Below are 17,957 nucleotides of genomic sequence, written 5' to 3'. Positions count from 1 at the left end.
CATGGATCAGGTCCGCGTGGGCATCATCATGAACGGCGTCACCGGGCGGATGGGGACCCGGCAGCATCTCGACCGGTCGATCATCGCCATCAGGGACGAGGGCGGGCTCCCGCTCGCCGACGGGCGCAGGCTCATCGTCGACCCCATCCTGGTCGGCCGCGACGCCGCCAAGCTGCGGGCGCTGGCCGCCCGCTACGGCGTCGACAGCTGGACCACCAGCCTCGACGAGGCGCTCGACGACCCCGACAACACGATCTACTTCGACTCCCAGGTCACCAGCCTGCGGGCGGAGTCGGTCCGGAAGGCGATCGCTGCCGGGAAGCACATCTTCTGCGAGAAGCCGACCGCCGGCGATCTCGGCGAGGCGCTCGACCTCGTCCGGCTGGCCAACGCGGCCGGGATCAAGCACGGGGTCGTCCAGGACAAGCTGTTCCTGCCGGGCATCCGCAAGCTGAAGCGGCTGGTCGAGGGGGGCTTCTTCGGCGACCTGCTCAGCTTCCGGCTGAACTTCGGGTACTGGGTCTTCGAGGGCGACTGGCAGCACCTCAACCGGCCGTCCTGGAACTACCGCGCCGAGGACGGCGGCGGCCTGATCATGGACATGTACCCGCACTGGCGCTACGTGCTCGACGACGTCATCGGCCCGGTCAGGTCCGTGCTCTGCCACGGCCAGGTCCACATCCCCCGCCGCTGGGACGAGAACGGCGAGGAGTACGTCGCGACCGCCGAGGACGCCGCCTACGGCATGTTCCAGTTCGACAACGACGTCCTGGCGCAGTTCACCACCTCGTGGGCGACCCGTCCCTACCGCGACGAGATCGGCGAGTGGCAGCTCGACGGCACGCTGGGCAGCGCCATCGCCGGGCTGCGCGACTGCCGGGTCCAGTCGCGCGCCAACACCCCGATGCCCGTGTGGAACCCCGACATCCCCAACCCGATCGACTTTCGCGCGGGCTGGTCGGAGGTCCCCGACAACGAGGTCTTCGGCAACGCGTTCCGCATCCAGTGGGAGATGTTCCTCCGCCACGTCGTCGAGGACGCCGAGTTCGGCTGGGACCTGCTCGAAGGGGCCAAGGGCGTCCAGCTCGCCGAGCTCGCGCTCCAGTCGTGGCGCGAGCGGCGCTGGGTGGACGTCCCCGACCTGGAGGTTCCGGCCTCATGACGGGGACCGACCGGCTGAGCGTCAACCAGATCACGGTGAAGAGCTGGTCCTTCGAGGAGACCGTGCGCGGCTGCGCCCGCCACGGCATCGGCTACGTGGGCGCCTGGCTGGACAGCGTCGAGGAGATCGGCGTCGACCGGGCCGTGACCCTGCTCGACGACCACGGCGTCGGCGTCTCCAGCGTCTGCCGCGCGGGATTCTTCACCGGCACCAACCCGGATCGGCCGTGGACCCCGGCGGACAACGAGCGGGCGGTCGACCTGACCGCCCGGCTCGGCGCCGACGTCCTGTACCTGGTGTGCGGCGGTGTGCCGGACGACCGAGATCTGCCGTCCGCGCGCGCCGCCGTCCGCGACGGCCTGGCCGAGCTGGTGCCGTACGCGGCCGAGCGCGGGGTGCGGCTGGCCGTGGAACCCCTGCACCCGATGATGTGCGCCGAACGCTCGGTCGTCGTCACGCTGGCCCAGGCCATCGAGCTGGCCGGTCGGTTCCGGCCGGACGAGGTCGGCATCGCCGTCGACACCTACAACGTCTGGTGGGACCCGGACCTGGCCGAGGCCATCGGCCGGGCCGCCGACCGGATCATCAGCTACCAGGTGTGCGACTGGCTGGTGCCCCAGCCCCATCCGCTCTTCGGCCGCGGCATCCCCGGCGAGGGCATGATCGACCTCCGCTCGATCACCCGCGCCGTGGACGCCACCGGCTACACCGGGCCGATCGAGGTGGAGATCTTCAACGAACGGGTGTGGTCGTCCCCGCCCGACGACGTCCTTCGCCTGATCAAGGAGAGCTTCACCGCCCACGTCCTGCCCTGACCCGCTGACCCCGCCGCCGACCCCGTCCCGCTCCCGCCGAACCGCCGGCGGTCGCGGGCGGGGTGAAGGTGTCTCAGGGACGGGGCGGGGCGGTGGTCTCGCGCATGAGGACGGTGCCGCCGATCTCCACGGTGTGGCGGGGCTCGTTGCCGGGCAGGAGGGCGAGCTCCATGGCGACACGGCCGATGCGCTCCAGGGGCAGCTCGACCGTCGTCAGGACGGGGACGGCGTCGGAGGCCAGCGGGGTTCCGCCGAAACCGGCCACCGAGACGTCGGCCGGGACGCGCAGCCCGGTGGTGCGCAGCCAGGCCATCGCGCCGACCGCCACGACGTCGGCGATGCCGAACACGCAGGTCGGCGGGTCGGGACGGTCGAGAAGCAGGCGGGCGCCGCGGGCCCCGCCGTCCCGCGACAGGTCGACGCGGACGATCGAGCCGGGATCGAGGGGGACGCCGCGGTCCTCCAGGCCGAGCCGGAACCCGCGCAGCCGGTCGCTCACCGACATCAGCTTGGCCGGGCCGGAGATCACGCCGAACGAGGTGTGCCCGAGGTCGACGAGCTCGTGGGCGAGCCGCCGGGCGGCCTCCACATTGCCGATCTTGACCAGGTGCCCGATCTTGCGCCCCCGGGTCACCGAGACGATCGCTCCCCCGGCGGCCTGGTAGGCCTCCAGCGCCTCGGTCATCGCGGCCGAGTGGGCGCGGTCGGCGAACGAGCTGCCCGCCAGGACGATGGCCCGGGGACGCTGCGTGCTGAGCAGGCTGAGGTAGTTGAGCTCCTGGCGCGGGTCGCGATAGGTGCACACCATGGTGACCAGCAGGTCGTGCGCCTCGGCGACCTTGATCACGCCGCCCGCGATCATGGCGAAGTAGGAGTCGCGCACGTCGTGGACGACGAGCCCCACGCTGGCCGAAGTCGAGCTGGCCAGGGCGCGCGCGTGCAGGTTCGGCCGGTAGCCCAGCTCGGACGCCGACGCCAGGACCCGGTCGCGCAGCGAGGCCCGTCCCTTGTAGTCGGCGTCGCTCAGCATGCGCGAGGCCGTGGACAGCGAGACCCCGGCATGGTCGGCGACGTCCTGCAGACGGACCGGGCGGCCTTCGGACGGCATCGGCACCCTCCCACGACACCTGTTGCGCGACCCGCAGCATATCGCGGCGGAATCGAGCCTCAGACTGCAAGCGCTGGCACCGGATCGTCGATGCCAGAGGCTCAATGGCGGCAATCACCCTAGGGACTGGCTGAAGGCGCTTCCCGTGGGCGTGGGCGGTCAGCGGGGGCCCGTGGTCTCCCGGGGGATGAGGCGATGGCTCAGGACGGTGAGGGGGGCGGTCTCGGTGTCGGGAGAGGCGTCGATGATGTGGCGGGCGGCCATCGCGCCCATCTCGTACAGGGGCAGGCTCACCGTGGTCAGGCCGACGAACTGGGCGACCCGGAGGTCGTCCATCCCGGCGACGGAGACCTGTCCGGGCACGTCGATGCCCGCCTGCCGCAGGGCGTTGAGGGCCCCGACGGCGGCCTCGTCGTTGGCGGCCAGGATCGCGTCGGGCAGCCGCGGATGGGCCAGCATCCGCATGGCGGCGGTGTGCCCGGCCTCGAAGTCGAAGCCCCCGAGGTGGCAGCTCGCGGACGTGGCGAGGCCGGCGTCGTCCATGCAGGCGAGGAAGCCGTTGCGGCGCTCCCGGGAGGCGATCATGCCGGACGGCCCGTCGATGAAGGCGATCCGGCGGTGGCCCAGCGAGAGCAGGTGATCGGTGACGGCGTACGCGGCGGCCTTGCTGTCGGCGGTGACGACCGGGCACCCCAGGTCGCGCATGGTGAGCGACATGATCTGGACGCCCTGCTCCCGCGCCTGCCCGACCACCTTGGCCAGCTCGGGCGCGTGCGGGTCGTCGACGTGGCCGCTGCCGGCGAAGACGACCCCGGCGGCGCGGTAGTCGCGCATGGTCTGGAGACGGTTGATCTCCGTGGTGGTGCGCCGGTCGACGTTGGAGAGCATGGTGACGTACCCGGCCCGGCTGGCCACGTCGTCCACACCGCGGGCGATGACCGAGAAGTACGGGTTGACGATGTCGCTGACCAGGACGCCGATCAGGCGGCTGCTGCGGGAGACCAGCGCGCGGGCCAGGGCGCTGGGCGAGTAGCCCAGCTGCTCGGCGACGGCGATGACCTTGGCGCGGGTCTTGGCCGAGATGGGGTGGCTGGAGCCGTTCAGCACGCGCGACGCGGTGGACACCGACACACCGGCCGCACGCGCGACCTCAACGAGCGAACTCACCGGGTGACTCCTTAGGAGAACGTTTTCCTATTTGTAGCACGACTCGGCCCAGGTCAGCGAACCATTCGGGCCATTACCGGACGCTTGACCTGGCCGTAACCCTTGACGAGGGCGTGGCACGGCTCACTAACATGCGACGGAAGGAATACGTTTGCCTAGCCGCTGACCTCGGCCGGGACACGGGAGGAGCAGCCATGCATGCCGGGACACATCTGAAACGGATCGCCGCGCTGGCGGCCCTGTTCACCGTGGCCGCGTGCGGCGGCGGTGGAGCCGCGCGCACCAACGCGGACGGAACGGTGTCGTTCACGGTCGCGGTCATCGAGCCGGACATCACCACGGTCCCGATCCTGGCGGCCATCGACACCGTCCGCCGGGCGGGGCACCGGGTGAAGGTCGTCGAGCTGGCCGAGCCCGAGCTGGCGATCGAGGGGCTGGCCAAGGGCCACTACGCGATCTCGGCCGAGGCGACGAGCCCGGCGCTGATCGCGATGCAGAAGAAGGCCCCCATCAAGCTCATCGCCGACGCGGTCGGCAACCAGTGGGCGATCTACGGCAAGCGCGGGATCGCCTCCTGTGACGACCTGCGCGGCCGTCCATTCGGGATCTACAGCAAGGGAGCGGTGGCGACGGCCATGACCAAGGAGTGGGTGGCCGCCAAGTGCGGCGCGGGCAAGCGGCCCGAGTACCTGACCATCGGCGGTTCGGACGTGCGCGCTCACGCCCTCGTCTCAGGCGAGATCGACGCCACGGCGCTGGAGATCTCCGATGTGGTCTCCCTGGAGTCGACCGGCGGCGGGCGGTTCGCCCAGCTCGTCGACTTCGGCAAGGACCTGCCCGACCTGCGCCCGCAGACCGTCTACGCCAACTCCGACTTCCTCGCCTCGTACCGGGGCGCGGCCCAGGAGTTCGTCAGCGCCCTGGTGAACGAGCACGCCAAGATCAACGCCGATCCGAAGCACCTGGTCGCGCTGGTGACCAAGTACCTGCCCGAGGAGGACGCCGACGAGGTCGCCGAGGTGGCCGAGCGGTACGTCAAGGCGGGGCTGTTCAAGGCCGGGGCGCTGAACGAGCGCAACGTCCAGAGCACCATCGAGTTCTTCGTCAAGGCCGGGGTGATCGAGCCGGGCATGAAGGCGCGCGACGCGGCCGACCTGACCTTCCTCAAGGCGGCGTCATGAGCGCCACGACGACGCGCCGGGCATCGCACCGGGAACCGCGCCGCACGTCCGGCTTCCGGACCGGTCCCCTGCCCGAGGGGCGTCCCGGCCCGCTGCGGCGGATCATGGACGGCGCCGCGCTGTACCAGCTGCTGACCTTCGTCCTGTTCGCCGGAGTCTGGGAGTGGTACGCCCGTGCGCGTGGCGGGCTGCTCATCCCCACCTTCACCGACACGGTCCAGGCGACGGTCGAGCTGCTGGGCACCGCCGAGCTGTGGAAGGCGATGTACGCCAGCAACCAGGCGCTGGTGCTCGGCTTCGCCGTCGCGGTCGTCCTCGGCGTGCCCGCCGGGATCGTGCTCGGCCGGTTCCGCTGGCTGGAGCGCTTCGCGGACGTCTACCTCAACATCCTGCTGGTCACCCCGATGGCAGCGATCATCCCGCTGCTGGTGATGTCGGTGGGGTTCGGGCTGGCCTCGCGCGTCATCCTCGTCGCGATCTTCTCGATCGTGATGGTGGTGGTGAACAGTCGCGCCGGGGTCCGCCAGGTGGACCCGTCGCTGATCGAGATGGCCCGCTCGTTCGGTGCGAGCGAGCGGGTGATCTGGACGCGGATCCTGCTGCCCGGCGCACTGCCCGCGATCATGACGGGCATCCGGCTGGGCCTGGGACGCGCGGTCACCGGCATGGTGATCGTCGAGCTGCTCATGGTGTCCACCGCGCTGGGCGGGCTGATCTTGGAGTACCGCGGGCTGTTCCAGCCCGCGGAGCTGTACGGAACCATCGTGATCATTTTGGCGGAGGCGCTGCTGCTGATCTCCGTCGCGCGGTGGTGCGAGCACAGGCTGACCCGATGGGCCCAGCCGAACCGGGCAAGGAGCGCACAGTGATCGAAATCCGCGGGCTGAGCAAGAAATTCGTCGGCCAGGACGGCGACACCGTCCACGCGCTGCGCGACGTCGACCTCGACGTCACCGAGAACGAGTTCCTCACCGTCCTGGGCCCCAGCGGGTGCGGGAAGACGACCCTCCTCAAGGCCATCGCGGGGCTCATCCCCTGGAACGACGGGGACATCCGCGTCGACGGCACGCCGGTGCGCGGGCCGGGTCCCGACCGGAGCATGGTGTTCCAGAACTTCGCGCTGTTGCCGTGGGCGACGGTGCTGGACAACGTCGCCTTCGGGCTCAAGATGCGCGGTGTCGGCCGGGCCGAGCGCGAGGAGCGCTCCCGCTCGCTGATCACGATGGTGGGGCTCAAGGGGTTCGAGTCCAAGCGTCCCGGCGAGCTGTCGGGCGGCATGCAGCAACGCGTGGGCCTGGCCCGCGCCCTGGCCGTCCGGCCGAGGGTGCTGCTGATGGACGAGCCCTTCGGCGCGGTCGACGAGCAGACCCGGCGCCTGCTGCAGGAGGAGCTCCTGACGATCTGGGAGAAGCAGCGGATGACCGTCGTGTTCATCACGCACAGCATGGAGGAGGCGGTGCTGCTCGGCGACCGCGTCGTGCTGATGAGCGCCCGTCCCGGACGCATCGCCGAGATCGTCCCGGTGCCGCTCCAGCGGCCGCGCTCCAGCGACGTCGGAGCCCTCGAACGCTCCAGCCACTATGTCGAGATCACCGCGTACCTGTGGGAGCGGCTGCGCGAGATGCACGCCGAGCAACGTCCCGCCGAGGTGACCGGATGAGCGCCGTGGCCGAACGCCCCGGCGCGCGGCGGTCGCGTCCGCGCTGGGGACGCCTGCCCGCCGCCCCCCTGAGCCTGGCGGCCGGAGCGGCGGCCTGGGAACTCATCGGGCATCTGGCCGGGGTGTCGTTCTTCCCGCCGCTGAGCACGGTGCTGGAGCGGCTCGTCGACATCACCTCCGAGGGGATGATCCTCGGCAGCCTGGCCGACAGCCTGGTCAACCTCGCCTTCGGCTTCGCCATCTCGCTGGTCGCCGGGCTCGCCGTCGGCGTCGCGATGGGCCGCTACCGCAAGGTCGAGGCCGCGCTCGGGATCTATGTCTACGCGCTGCTCACCGCCCCGTCGCTGGTCTTCGCGCCGATCTTCTTCTCCCTGCTGGGAGCGGGCCGCGGCTCGATCATCGCCGTGGTGGTCATGTACGCGATGTTCGTCATCGTCATCAACACCGCGTCGGCGATCCAGGCCGTCCCGGCGCCCCTGGTGGAGATGGCACGGTCCTACGGCGCCAGCGAGGGGCAGGTGCTGCTGCGCGTCATGCTCCCGGCCGCCGCGCCCATGATCATGGCCGGTGTCCGGCTGGGCGTCGGCCGCGCCGTCACCGGAATGATCAACGGCGAGATGTTCATCGCCGTGGTCGGGCTCGGCCATGTCGTCACCGAGGCGGGCGGACGGTTCGACAGCGCCGAGGTGCTGGCCGTCCTGCTGGTCGTCATCGCCGTCGCGCTGGGCGCCGTCGGACTGGTCCAGGCCGTCGACCGCCGTATCACCCGCTGGGTTCCGAAGACCACGAGAGGAAACTGAATGAAGGTCGACGCTTACAGTCACATCCTGCCGGCCCCCTACTTCGAACGCATGCGGGAGCTGGCGGTCGATCCCCGCGCGCTCAAGCGGTGGCTGGAGCTGCCCGCGCTGCACGACGTGGACGCGCGGCTGCGGATCATGGACGAGTTCGGCGAGGACTACCAGCAGATCCTCACGCTGTCCTCGCCGCCGATCGAGCTGCTGGCGGGGCCGTCCGAGTCCCCGGCGCTGGCGCGGCTGGCCAACGACTCGATGCTGGAGCTGTGCGAGAAGTACCCCGACCGGTTCCCGGCGTTCGTCGCGTCCCTGCCGATGAACGACCCGGACGCCGCCATGGTCGAGCTCGCCCGGGCCATCGACGAGCTCGGCGCGCGGGGCGTCCAGGTGTTCACCAACGTCAGCGGCCGCCCCCTGGACGACCCCGCGTTCCGGCCGGTGTTCGACGAGATGGCCCGGCGCGACCTGCCCATCTGGATGCACCCCGCCCGCGGCCCCGGGTTCGCCGACTACGCCACCGAGGAGACCTCCAAGTTCGAGATCTGGTGGGCGCTCGGCTGGCCGTACGAGACCAGCGTCGCCATGGCCCGGCTGGTCTTCTCCGGCCTGCTCGAGCGCCATCCCGACATCAAGATCATCACCCATCACATGGGCGCCATGATCCCGTTCCTGGAGGGCCGCATCGGGCTGGGCTGGAGCGACCAGCTCGGCAGCCGCACCGCCGACGTGGACTACAGCGACCTGCTGCCGCGCCGGCCGCTGGACTACTTCCGCCGCTTCTACGCCGACACCGCCCTGTCGGGCTCGGCCATCGGCACCCGCTGCGGCCTGGACTTCTTCGGCGCCGACCATGTGCTGTTCGGCAGCGACTGCCCCTTCGACCCCGAGGGCGGGCCCATGTACATCCGCGAGACGATCCGCGTCATCGACGCCCTCGACGTGTCCGACGGCGACCGCGAGCAGATCTACCACCTCAACGTCCTGCGCCTGATGGGAATGTCCGGTGAGGCCGCGAGCTGATCTCGGGCCCCCGGCTCACATCAGCTCCTTGCATTCGTCGGGGCTGCGGACCTTGAAGTCGGCGGCGTCCCTGAGGTAGTCGAAGTTGACGACGAACTTGGTGTAGACCGAGGCGTGATCCTGGATCCGGATCACGTTCTCGTCGTTGTGCCGCAGCGAGGGCGTGTTCAGGTTCGCCGAGCCGGTGAACACCACCTTGTGCTTCTCACCGGTGTACGTGGCGTCGATCATGATGTTCTTCTGGTGGATGTAGACGCCGTCGCGGAACCCGTAGATCGCGACGCGGTCCCGTCCGGTGCCGCCCGACAGCAGCGCGTCGCAGGCGCCGTCGTACATCCGATCGGCGACGATCTCGATCTGGCAGCCCTCGGTCGCCTTGGCGCGCAGGGCCTTGGCGGCGGCGGTGCGGCTGATCGACCACATCCCCACCCGGATGGTGCCGGGGCACTTCACCTCGTCGAGGGTGTTGACGACGGTGTCGGCGTTGCCCTTCGGGTCGTCGGCCCGCGGGTAGAAGTAGCTCTTGGTGTTCCCGGTGCTCTCCGGCGGGTTGTCCTGGTAGTAGCTCAGGTTGGTCCTGGCCGCCCGCAGCGCCTGGAAGTACCGCTCGAACCGGGTGTAGAGGGCGACGTTGCCGACGTCGGTGTAGGTGCTGTTGTAGGTGCCGGACACCGATCCCGCGCCGAGGTTCGCCGAGGACGTCGACACCACGGCCTTCTCGTCCTTGGTGTGGGAGAACAGGAAGAACTTGTTGTGCATGGAGCCGCTGCCCTGGCAGGAGGTCTCGGTGAAGTTGTCGCTGGGCGGGCAGCCCTTCACCCACGACCCGTCCTGGCCCTTCAGGCCCTCTTCGAGCTTCTGGTATTCGGGAGTGCCGACGGCGTTGGCGTCGGTGATGATCTGGACCTTGACGTCCCGGTCCTTGGCGGCGCCGACCAGGGCCTTGGTGACCCTGGCGTCATCGAAGACGTATGCCGTCCCCATGATCACCGAGTTCTCCTCGGCCCCGTCGATCAGCTTGACGAGATGGTCGACCAGCTCGTTCTCGGTCCCGGTGCCGGGAATGTTGAAGTAGGCGTCGGACACCAGGCTCGGCGGCGCGGCCGAGGCGTCCGCGAGCGCGATGGCGGTGACGAGCGCGGCGGCACCGGCGACGGTCACTGCACGCGTGCGCGTGAGGCGCATGGGAGTCTCCCCTTCTGCGGTGGAATGGCGCGGGGTGCGTGGCGCGGGGTGGTTGGCCGGAGACCGGCGGGCCAGAGCCTTCTCCACGTCCGTCATCGCGTCAACGACTCTCGGCGGGATGGGACGTCCCAGCCCCGTGACCTGCGAGTTCGCAGACGGGATGAGACGCCCTACCCCGGCGCGGCTCAGGAGAGGCGGCTCGCGAGCGGGGCCGCCAGCGGGGCGCCGAACCACTCCGCGAGCGCGTCCCGCAGCGCGGGGCCGGCGGGTTCGTCCGCGGTCGCGGCCCAGGCGATGTGGGCGTCCGGGCGGATCAGCAGGGCGTCGGCCGGACGGTGGTCGGTCGCGGCCGTCCGGACGTCGACGCGGTCCCGCCAGCCGCGGGCGGTGTCCCGGACGTCCGGACGGTCGGCGAGGTCGAGGAGGACGGGCCGCGCGCCGCGCAGCAGTTCCGCGACGCTGGTCGTCCCCTCCTCGGTGCGCAGGACGAGGTCGGGCGCGAAGGTGCCGGTCAGCGCGTGCCCGTTCGGGTGGGGCATCGGGTAGCGGATGTCGGTACCGGCGATGAGGGCGCCCATGCGGCGCAGTGGCTGCTCGTCGGCGACCAGCTCCAGGAAGACCTTCCGCAGCGCCTCGGCGGCGGGGTCGTGCCCGCGCCTGAGCGCCACCTGGGCCTGCGTGTGGAGCAGCGTGCGCGCGCCCGCGAGATGGCGTTCCTCGTGGTAGGTCTCCAGCAGGCCGTCCGGCGCCCATCCCTGGACGCGGGCGGCCAGCTTCCAGGCGAGGTTGACCGCGTCGAGCATCCCCGCGTTGAGCCCCACGCCCGTGGCGGGGAACAGGTGAGCCGCGTCCCCGGCCAGCAGGATCCGCCCGTCCCGGTACCGTTCGGCCTGCCGGGCCTGGAAGTGGTAGCGCGACAGCCGGATCGGCTCCCCCAGCGGGAAGCTCACGCCGAGCACGCGGCGGATGCTCTCCTGGAGCTCGGCCAGGGCCATCGGCGCGTCGTCGTCGGGCTCACTGAGCTCGTCCTCGGTGGTGGAGACGAGCCACACCTCCGGGGTGAGCAGCCCGAACCCGAAGACGCCGCGGTCGGTCCGGGTGAAGCGCCCGGTCCGGACCCTGCCCACCCCGGGGACGTCGAGGTCGCCGTCGGGAAGGCTGGTGACCGAGTCGGGCACGGTGACCTGGCCGAGCCGGTTGACCTCGGGATAGGTGGTGCCGGGGAACGGGATGCCGGTCAGCTCGCGGACCCGGCTGCGCCCGCCGTCGCAGCCCACCAGGTACCGGGCGGTCACGCGGTACGTCCCGTCCGGGCCGTGGACGTCGGCGGTCACCCCGTCCTCGTCCTGGCCCACCCCGACGAGCTCGTGCCCCCGGCGAATCTCCGCGCCGAGTTCGACGGCGCGCTCGGCGAGCAGACGCTCAAGGCGCGGTTGCGGAAGCGTCAGCCCCCGCAACGGCGACTCCCCCAGCGGCGCGAAGTCCAGATGCACCTCGCCGAACGGAATTCTGGGAGCCGGGTGGACCCGGCCGTGAGCGGCGGCCTCCAACCGCTCCAGCAGACCCCGGTACCGCAGCAGTTCCAGGATCTGCCCGCCGATGCCGTTGGCCTTGGGAACCTCCCCGAGCCGCGGACGCCGCTCCAGCACCAGCGGCCGCACTCCCGCCAGCCGCAGCTCGGCGGCCAGCATCAGACCGGCCGGGCCCGCCCCCACCACGATCACATCGGCGTCCGTCACCGGCCGCTCCCCACGTCCCTCACGCACTCACTACCCCCATCGCCGCAGGTTCTGGCCTCGGCCAGCGATTGTGCGGCACACCCGGGGCCTTGCCGCAAGGCCCCCTGCCCGCTATACCTTGAAAGTGGAGGAGCGGAACGCCCGCCGGTAGGCGCCTGGTGTTGTGCCCAGGGCCCGGACGAAACGCCGGCGCAGGTTGGTGGCCGACGACAGGCCGACGCGATGCGCGATGGCCTCGACGGGCAGGTCGGACGATTCCAGCAGCTCCCGCGCCGCCGAGATCCGCTGCGCCAGCAGCCACTGACCCGGGCTGACGCCGAGCTGGTCGGCGAAGCGGCGCGCCAGGGTGCGGGGCGAGACGCCCGCTCGGGCGGCCAGGTCCTCGACGGTCAGGGGCTTGTCGAGGCGGGCGGTCGTCCAGTCCAGGAGCGGGGCGAGCGTGCCGTCGATGTGGGCGGGGTGGGGCGGGGCCGCGTACTGGAGCTGGCCGCCCTCGCGGTGCGGCGGCATGACCATGTTCCGGGCGACGTGCGCGGCGTATCCGGCGCCCTGGTCGGTGCGGAGCACGTGCAGGCACAGGTCGATGCCGGCTCCGGCTCCGGCGCTGGTGGCCACGTCGCCGTTGTCCACGTAGAGGACGTCCGCGTCGACCTGGACGGCCGGGAAGCTCGCGGCCAGCTCCGTCGCGCGGGCCCAGTGCGTGGTCGCGCGCCGGCCGTCCAGCAGGCCCGCGTGGGCCAGCGCGAAGGCGCCGGTGCAGATGCTGATCATGCGCGTCCCGCCCGCGTGCGCGCGGCGCAGGGCCTCGAGGACGGCGGGCGACGGCGCCTCCTCGGTGGGCAGCCAGCCCGGGACGATCACGGTGTCGGCTCGTTCGAAGGCGTCCAGGCCCTGCGAGACCAGCATGGTGTAGCCCGCGCGGGTCGCGATCTCCCCCGGGTGCTCCGCGCACACGCTGAAGGTGTACCGGGACGGGAGCCCGGGCCGTTCGATCCCGAAGACCTCCACGGCGCACCCCAGCTCGAAGGTCGACTGGAAGGGGCGGGCCAGGGCCACCACGCGATGCATGGCAGGAAAGTACCTCAGGATGTCATTCGTGACACTCGGCGCGGTGCGCGGTGGCCGGCAGGCTGGCTCCATGACGACTGACGGCTATGAATGGTCCGCTGTGCGCGACGCCCCCGTTCGCGAGCTCTTCCCCGGTATCCGGGCGCGGTCGCTGTGGAGCGGTGGCGACGGCGCGAAGGCTTACGTGCTGGAGATGGATCCGGAGTCGTGCTGGGTGGGCGTCGACGTGCACGAGCCCGGCCCCGAGGAGGTCTTCGTGGTTTCGGGTGTCTTCAACGACGGCGTCCGGGACTACCCGGCCGGGTCCTTCATCCATGCCCCGGCCGGGTCCTCTCATGTGCCGCAGACGACCACGGGATGCACCCTGTTCGTCTTTTATCCCGAAGGCTGAGGCACGCGTGCGCCGACCGGGTCGCAGCCCTTTGGGTGCGACCCGGCTCGTTCATGGGCGGGTTATGGCTTGGGGCATTCCTTCCATGCGAAGTGGTAGGTGGTCTTGATGCTGCCGTCGACGGAATCCATCGTCATGAAACTGGTCTTGGCCGGGTCCGAGGTTCCGGCGTTGACGCGCAGTTCCGTGTTGACGTTGAAGTTGCGCTGTTCGCCGCACGGTTTCCATACCAGTTGCGCGACTTCGGTCTTGTCGGTGAACTGCCAGTTGTTGGAGTGCGGGCCCTTCAGGGTGTGGGTCGCCGAGGTCGTCTGCGACATTCCCTGGAAGTAGTAGCTGGCCTTCTCTACTCCGGTGGCGCCGGTCTGGAGATGTGCGAATCCGCGGTAGTCGGCCGACGCGATCGCGTAGGTGAATCCCTGCGGGACGTGCACCTTCAGGTTGAGCTGGCAGTTCTTGCGGAAGTCGACCGGATCCGAGGTGCCGCCGACCCGAGCGAGATAGTCGCTGTAGGTGACGGTGAACGCCTCCTTGTCGGGCGAGACGGCCACGGCGACGGTTCCCTTCGGGCAACCCGATCCGTTGACGGTGGCGACCTCGATGGTGATGCCGTCCGGTCCGTCGGGCGGCGTTTGGGCGTTCGCCGGGGCGGCGGCCAACGCGCCGAAGGCCAGGGCGATGGCGGCGGTGATCGTTGTTCTCTTGTGCATGGCTTCGCCTGCTTGTGTGGGGCGGGATGAATCGAGCGGTGAAATGACCTGCGTCGTGGCCGGTTGACGCATTCGCTCGATGAGTGGCGATCCAGGATCTCGGCGTCAGAATAACCGTGCCGATAAACTCGGTCAACGGGATTCTTGAATCAACTTTTACCTTCGATTTTCAAGGGGCGTCCACTTTAAACAGAAGGTTCCGATCCTTGAATTGGCGCGGTCCATTCACCGTGCCAGGTTGTTGAATGGTAAATGGGCTTGGTCACCCGGGGAGGAGGACGCCGTTTTGGACGATCGTCCGGCCGTTCTTGAGCACCAGGTCGCGGGGCGGGTGGGTGACGACGGCTTCGGCGGCCGTCCCGGCGCGGACGGCGACGAGATCGGCGGGCGCCCCCGGCTCGAGGCCGTAGGCGGGCAGGCCGAGCAGGCGGGCGCCGCCGTGCGTGGCGGCCTCCAGCGCCAGCTCGATGTCCTCGTCCCGCCGGAAGGTGTTGCGGTAGGCCAGGTGCATCGCGCGCTCCAGCATGTCGCCGCTGCCGAACGGGCCCCACAGGTCGCGGATGCCGTCGTGCCCGCAGGCGACGTTCGCCCCGGCGGCGCGCAGCTTCTTGACCGGCGGCACCGGGAAGTCGTAGACCGCGCCGGTCACCAGCGTCACCCCGGCCGCGGCGAGCCGCTCGACCAGGCGCTCGCGGTGCGCGGCGTCGATCTGCGGCAGGGCGTAGCCGTGGCTGATCGCGACCCGGCCGCCCAGCCCGGCCGCCTCGGTGCGCTCGATGACCAGCTCGAACTCGAACGCGCCGAGCGTCCCGCCGTCGTGCAGGTGGATGTCGATCCCGGCGCCGTACCGTCCGGCCAGCCCGAAGATCACGTTCAGCTGGCCGACGGGGTCGCGGTCGAACCCGGCCGGGTCGATGCCGCCGATCGTCTCGACGCCGTTCTTCAGCGCCTCCTCCAGCAGCTCGGCGGTGCCGGGGTTCGTCAGCACCCCGTGCTGCGGGAACGCGACCTGCTCGACGGTGACGCGCCCGTCCAGCCGGTCGGCGGCGGCGCGGACCGCCTCGATCCCGCGCAGCCCCACCTCGGGGTCGACGTCGGTGTGCGAGCGGACGTGGGACGTCCCGCAGGCGATCATCCGTTCCAGCAGGGCGGTGATGCGGTCGACGTCAGGGATGCCCAGCTCACCGCGCCGGTCGCGGTCGTTGGCGATGCGCTCGGCGAGGGGTTCACCGGCGGAGTGGGGCACCCACGGGCCGCCGTACAGCGTCTTGTCGAGATGGCAGTGCGCCTCGACCAGGCCCGGCAGGATCAGCTGTCCGGGGACGTCGATGATCTCGGCGTCGGCCGTTCCCACGTCCGGCCCGACGGCGACGATCACACCGTCCCTGATCAGGACGTCGGCGGCCTCCAGCGCTCGTCCCGGCCGCCAGACCCGCCCGCCGCGCACCACGGTCTCGTTCATGCGCCCCACCTCCGGCCTCCACTATCGGGCATGGTGGGACGTAGGTCACTTATTCGGTCATTTGGTGCTCGGGAGAAAGGGCGGCCGACCGGGGCCGGCCGCCCTGGCGGACGGGTCAGAAACCCGCGGTGATCGAGGTGAACTCCCAGTCCCTCTGCGGGACGCCGCTGCCGCCCGCCCGGTCGCGGTTGACCGACCAGAACGTGAACCGGGCCAGTCCCTTGCCCTTGGCCCAGTCGCGGATCTGGGTCCAGGTGGCCGGGCTGGTCGGCTCGCCCTGGTCGGACAGGCCGTTCATGCCGGAGATCCCCATGTGGGAGTAGGCGGTGGCGTCAGACCAGGAGAAGGCCGACTTGAGCGCGTTCTTCAGCCCCTCGGACGAGTTGACCGTGGCCTGGTACATGTTGGAGCCGCCGCCGAAGTTGAACGGCATGATGGTGAAGACGTCCACGTTGGCCTGGAGCTCCGCCGACCGGTTGATGAGCCGGGTTCCCCAGGAGTTGGGCCCGCTCGACAGGGTGGGGAAGGTCAGGATCGTGGTGATCCCCGGGTTGTTCTGCTTGACGATCTTCAGCGCGTTCAGGATGCGGTCCTGCACGGCGGCGTTCTCGAACTCGTCGGTGTTCTCGATGTCGATGTCGATGGCCTTGAGGCCGTAGGCGTCGATGACCTGCTGGTAGGCGGCGGCCAGCGCCTGCGGTGTGGCGCAGTTCGGCCCGAGCTTGTTGCCGCTCCAGCCGCCGATGGACGGCATCACGTCACCGCCCGCCGCCCGGATCTGCGCGATCGTCTGCGCGTCCACGCCGCCCTGCAGGGGCCGCTGGCTGTCCCAGCTCGGCGTGCAGCCGCCGCCGGACAGGATGAACGCCATGGTGAACCACTTGATGCCGGTCGCGTTCATCACCGTGGCCGGGCTCGGCGGGTTGCCCCAGCCGAGGTAGAGGTAGGGGGCGGCCTTCATCCCGGGATTGGGCGTGGTGCACCCGGTGGTCGTGGCGGCCACGTCCCGTCCGGCCGATTCGCCCGAACCGTTGTACGCCTTGATGACATAGACGTGACGCTGGCAGGTGCCCAACCCGGAGATGGTGGCCTGGGTGCCGGTGACCTGCGCCTTCTGCGCCGTCCCTTCGTAGACGCGGTAGCCGGTGACCGTCCCGCTCGAGGGCTGCCAGCTCAGCGTGATGCTGGACGCGGTCGCCGTCGCGGTGGCCGCGCCCGGTTGACCGGGCGCGCCGTTGCCGCTGACGGGCTTCCACAGGGCGGCCGTGCTCGGCGGTTCCCATCCCGGCTGGGCCGTGTGGGATTGCAGGCATTCGTAGTCGACACCGTTGTGTGTCACCCGGGTGCCCGCGGTGTAGGCGGTTCCCGCCTGCCAAGCGGCGGCGGTCACGACGGCGCCGGCCGGCCGCGCCGCCGAGGCGTCGGCGGACGTCGGAGCCAGGACGGCCAGGACGAGGATCACAGAGGCGGGAAGAGCGACGAACGGTCTCACGGCACACGCTCCAGGAGTGGTGGGAGAGGGCGTGGTTTCGGGACGCTCGGGCGGCCGGGCCTCGGCCCGGACCGCCACTCAATTAGGAAGGTTTCCTAATTGTTCCCGGATGTTAACTCCGCCCGCCCGAGCGTGCAAGACCTCCCGGACGCCGTGCCGCACTACGGAACCGACTGGCCGATCCCGAGGAGGTTGCCCTCGCTGTCGCGGAGCCAGGCGGCGCGTTCGGCCCTCCCCTTGGACGGATAGTTGCCCTCGACCTCGATGATCCCGTCCACGGTCTGGAAGCCGGGGACGTCGATCTCCTCGAACTCGACGCCGCGTCCCCGGAGCTCGGCGACGACGGCGTCGAGGTCGCCGACGCTCCAGGCCATCTGGGTGAACTCTCCGGCCGACGCACCGGTGCTCTGGAAGACCGCGAAGCTCCCGTCCCCGCACTCGAACCGCAGGCCGCCCGGACGTTCCTCGGCGACCTCCAGCCCCAGCTTCTCGGTGTAGAAGCGCCTCGCCCGCTCCAGGTCCTGCGCCGGGAGGCGGGTGGCCACGGCGGCGGCGCCCAGCAGACCGCTGTGCCCGTGGCCCAGCCGCTCGCGCCGGAGCCGCAGGTAGTCGGGGGTCAGCTCGATGAGCTGGAGGAGGTTGCCGTCCGGGTCGGCCAGCGTCGCGAACCACGCGCCCGCCTCCTCGCGGTACTCCAGCTCGGCGACCCAGGTCACCTCCAGCTCGTCGAGCCGCTCCGCCACGGCGCGGGCGTCCTTCACGTGCAGGTTCAGGATCACCCGCGCCGGTTCCGCCGTGCGCGCGGCCACGTCGTCGCGTCCGTCGATGAGCACGCCCACGCCGCCGAAGCGCAGGAAGCCGTCCCCGTCCGCCTTCAGGTCGAAGGCCCGCTCGTACCAGGTCCGCAGGCGGTCGGCGTCGGCGCTGGCCAGCAAAATGCTCCCGATGGGGAAATCCATACGTCCTCCAAGGTCACGGTCGTCCAGGTGGAGACTCGCGG

Annotated in this window: 17 protein-coding genes; 8 read left to right on the top strand and 9 right to left on the bottom strand. The window is 70.6% G+C overall.

The annotated features are described in order from the left end of the window. Nucleotide 1: 1 nt before the first annotated feature. Both ACQPY4_RS03645 and ACQPY4_RS03640 read left to right on the top strand, forming a co-directional pair. A complete protein-coding gene (locus ACQPY4_RS03645) occupies nt 2–1,162 on the top strand; it encodes a Gfo/Idh/MocA family protein (RefSeq protein WP_433332380.1) in 1,161 nt (386 codons plus the stop codon). After that, nucleotides 1,159–1,977 (top strand): sugar phosphate isomerase/epimerase family protein, encoded by an 819-nt coding sequence (locus tag ACQPY4_RS03640; RefSeq protein WP_433332378.1) that lies wholly within the window; start codon nt 1,159–1,161, stop codon nt 1,975–1,977. The genes ACQPY4_RS03645 and ACQPY4_RS03640 overlap by 4 nt, the downstream gene beginning before the upstream one ends. A 73-nt stretch (nt 1,978–2,050) precedes the next feature. On the opposite strand, the gene ACQPY4_RS03635 is transcribed toward ACQPY4_RS03640, so the two are convergent. Both ACQPY4_RS03635 and ACQPY4_RS03630 read right to left on the bottom strand, forming a co-directional pair. Beyond that, on the bottom strand, nt 2,051–3,085 hold the full coding sequence (locus ACQPY4_RS03635; RefSeq protein WP_433332376.1) for a LacI family DNA-binding transcriptional regulator: 1,035 nt from the start codon (nt 3,083–3,085) through the stop codon (nt 2,051–2,053). Nucleotides 3,086–3,244: 159 nt separating this feature from the next. Beyond that, nucleotides 3,245–4,252 (bottom strand): LacI family DNA-binding transcriptional regulator, encoded by a 1,008-nt coding sequence (locus ACQPY4_RS03630; RefSeq protein ID WP_433332374.1) that lies wholly within the window; start codon nt 4,250–4,252, stop codon nt 3,245–3,247. Between the two features lie 194 nt (nt 4,253–4,446). Between ACQPY4_RS03630 and ACQPY4_RS03625 the strand changes: the two genes are divergently transcribed. Genes ACQPY4_RS03625 through ACQPY4_RS03605 form a run of 5 tightly spaced genes read left to right on the top strand, consistent with a single transcriptional unit; the run spans nt 4,447 to nt 8,910 of the window. Further along, the gene (locus ACQPY4_RS03625) at nt 4,447–5,433 is read left to right on the top strand and encodes an ABC transporter substrate-binding protein (RefSeq protein ID WP_433332372.1); all 987 of its coding nucleotides are present in this window, start codon (nt 4,447–4,449) and stop codon (nt 5,431–5,433) included. After that, a complete protein-coding gene (locus tag ACQPY4_RS03620; RefSeq protein ID WP_433332370.1) occupies nt 5,430–6,302 on the top strand; it encodes an ABC transporter permease in 873 nt (290 codons plus the stop codon). The genes ACQPY4_RS03625 and ACQPY4_RS03620 overlap by 4 nt, the downstream gene beginning before the upstream one ends. Then, nucleotides 6,299–7,093, top strand: a complete 795-nt coding sequence (locus ACQPY4_RS03615) for an ABC transporter ATP-binding protein (protein WP_433332368.1) — start codon at nt 6,299–6,301, stop codon at nt 7,091–7,093. The genes ACQPY4_RS03620 and ACQPY4_RS03615 overlap by 4 nt, the downstream gene beginning before the upstream one ends. Then, nucleotides 7,090–7,893 carry an ABC transporter permease gene (locus ACQPY4_RS03610; RefSeq protein WP_433332366.1) on the top strand — a complete coding sequence of 268 codons (804 nt, stop codon included), beginning with the start codon at nt 7,090–7,092 and terminating at the stop codon, nt 7,891–7,893. The genes ACQPY4_RS03615 and ACQPY4_RS03610 overlap by 4 nt, the downstream gene beginning before the upstream one ends. After that, nucleotides 7,894–8,910, top strand: a complete 1,017-nt coding sequence (locus ACQPY4_RS03605) for an amidohydrolase family protein (RefSeq protein WP_433332364.1) — start codon at nt 7,894–7,896, stop codon at nt 8,908–8,910. It abuts the gene before it with no gap. Nucleotides 8,911–8,925: 15 nt separating this feature from the next. On the opposite strand, the gene ACQPY4_RS03600 is transcribed toward ACQPY4_RS03605, so the two are convergent. The 3 genes from ACQPY4_RS03600 to ACQPY4_RS03590 form a co-directional block, all read right to left on the bottom strand. After that, nucleotides 8,926–10,095: a phospholipase D-like domain-containing protein gene (locus ACQPY4_RS03600; protein WP_433332362.1), complete on the bottom strand. Its 1,170-nt coding sequence runs from the start codon at nt 10,093–10,095 to the stop codon at nt 8,926–8,928. A 185-nt stretch (nt 10,096–10,280) separates the two neighbouring features. Then, a complete protein-coding gene (locus ACQPY4_RS03595) occupies nt 10,281–11,834 on the bottom strand; it encodes an FAD-dependent monooxygenase (protein ID WP_433332360.1) in 1,554 nt (517 codons plus the stop codon). A gap of 111 nt (nt 11,835–11,945) precedes the next feature. After that, nucleotides 11,946–12,902: a helix-turn-helix domain-containing protein gene (locus ACQPY4_RS03590; protein WP_433332358.1), complete on the bottom strand. Its 957-nt coding sequence runs from the start codon at nt 12,900–12,902 to the stop codon at nt 11,946–11,948. Here ACQPY4_RS03590 and ACQPY4_RS03585 point away from each other — a divergent pair. After that, nucleotides 12,901–13,293: a cupin domain-containing protein gene (locus ACQPY4_RS03585; protein ID WP_433332356.1), complete on the top strand. Its 393-nt coding sequence runs from the start codon at nt 12,901–12,903 to the stop codon at nt 13,291–13,293. The genes ACQPY4_RS03590 and ACQPY4_RS03585 overlap by 2 nt on opposite strands. Before the next feature lie 62 nt (nt 13,294–13,355). Here ACQPY4_RS03585 and ACQPY4_RS03580 read toward each other — a convergent pair whose 3' ends face one another. The 4 genes from ACQPY4_RS03580 to ACQPY4_RS03565 all read right to left on the bottom strand — a co-directional run bounded on the left by ACQPY4_RS03580 (nt 13,356) and on the right by ACQPY4_RS03565 (nt 17,916). Continuing rightward, nucleotides 13,356–14,003 (bottom strand): DUF4360 domain-containing protein, encoded by a 648-nt coding sequence (locus ACQPY4_RS03580; protein WP_433332354.1) that lies wholly within the window; start codon nt 14,001–14,003, stop codon nt 13,356–13,358. A 262-nt stretch (nt 14,004–14,265) separates the two neighbouring features. Then, a complete protein-coding gene (locus ACQPY4_RS03575) occupies nt 14,266–15,465 on the bottom strand; it encodes an amidohydrolase family protein (RefSeq protein WP_433332352.1) in 1,200 nt (399 codons plus the stop codon). 115 nt (nt 15,466–15,580) lie between these two features. Then, nucleotides 15,581–16,957 carry a carbohydrate-binding protein gene (locus ACQPY4_RS03570; protein WP_433332350.1) on the bottom strand — a complete coding sequence of 459 codons (1,377 nt, stop codon included), beginning with the start codon at nt 16,955–16,957 and terminating at the stop codon, nt 15,581–15,583. Between the two features lie 161 nt (nt 16,958–17,118). Next, nucleotides 17,119–17,916 carry a VOC family protein gene (locus ACQPY4_RS03565; protein WP_433332348.1) on the bottom strand — a complete coding sequence of 266 codons (798 nt, stop codon included), beginning with the start codon at nt 17,914–17,916 and terminating at the stop codon, nt 17,119–17,121. Nucleotides 17,917–17,957 lie beyond the last annotated feature (41 nt).

Origin of the sequence: Spirillospora sp. CA-294931 (assembly GCF_050946795.1) — a bacterium.
In the GTDB taxonomy this organism is placed as follows: domain Bacteria; phylum Actinomycetota; class Actinomycetes; order Streptosporangiales; family Streptosporangiaceae; genus Spirillospora.
Note: the sequence above shows the minus strand (reverse complement) of the source record. Positions and strands in the feature narration are given on the sequence as shown.

Coding starts and splice junctions, on each gene's coding strand:
- ACQPY4_RS03610 (WP_433332366.1), top strand. CDS start 7,090: ATGAGCGCCGTGGCCGAACGCCCCGGCGCGCGGCGGTCGCGTCCGCGC.
- ACQPY4_RS03635 (WP_433332376.1), bottom strand. CDS start 3,085: ATGCCGTCCGAAGGCCGCCCGGTCCGTCTGCAGGACGTCGCCGACCAT.
- ACQPY4_RS03565 (WP_433332348.1), bottom strand. CDS start 17,916: ATGGATTTCCCCATCGGGAGCATTTTGCTGGCCAGCGCCGACGCCGAC.
- ACQPY4_RS03640 (WP_433332378.1), top strand. CDS start 1,159: ATGACGGGGACCGACCGGCTGAGCGTCAACCAGATCACGGTGAAGAGC.
- ACQPY4_RS03575 (WP_433332352.1), bottom strand. CDS start 15,465: ATGAACGAGACCGTGGTGCGCGGCGGGCGGGTCTGGCGGCCGGGACGA.
- ACQPY4_RS03585 (WP_433332356.1), top strand. CDS start 12,901: ATGGCAGGAAAGTACCTCAGGATGTCATTCGTGACACTCGGCGCGGTG.
- ACQPY4_RS03580 (WP_433332354.1), bottom strand. CDS start 14,003: ATGCACAAGAGAACAACGATCACCGCCGCCATCGCCCTGGCCTTCGGC.
- ACQPY4_RS03625 (WP_433332372.1), top strand. CDS start 4,447: ATGCATGCCGGGACACATCTGAAACGGATCGCCGCGCTGGCGGCCCTG.
- ACQPY4_RS03600 (WP_433332362.1), bottom strand. CDS start 10,095: ATGCGCCTCACGCGCACGCGTGCAGTGACCGTCGCCGGTGCCGCCGCG.
- ACQPY4_RS03605 (WP_433332364.1), top strand. CDS start 7,894: ATGAAGGTCGACGCTTACAGTCACATCCTGCCGGCCCCCTACTTCGAA.
- ACQPY4_RS03645 (WP_433332380.1), top strand. CDS start 2: ATGGATCAGGTCCGCGTGGGCATCATCATGAACGGCGTCACCGGGCGG.
- ACQPY4_RS03620 (WP_433332370.1), top strand. CDS start 5,430: ATGAGCGCCACGACGACGCGCCGGGCATCGCACCGGGAACCGCGCCGC.
- ACQPY4_RS03590 (WP_433332358.1), bottom strand. CDS start 12,902: ATGCATCGCGTGGTGGCCCTGGCCCGCCCCTTCCAGTCGACCTTCGAG.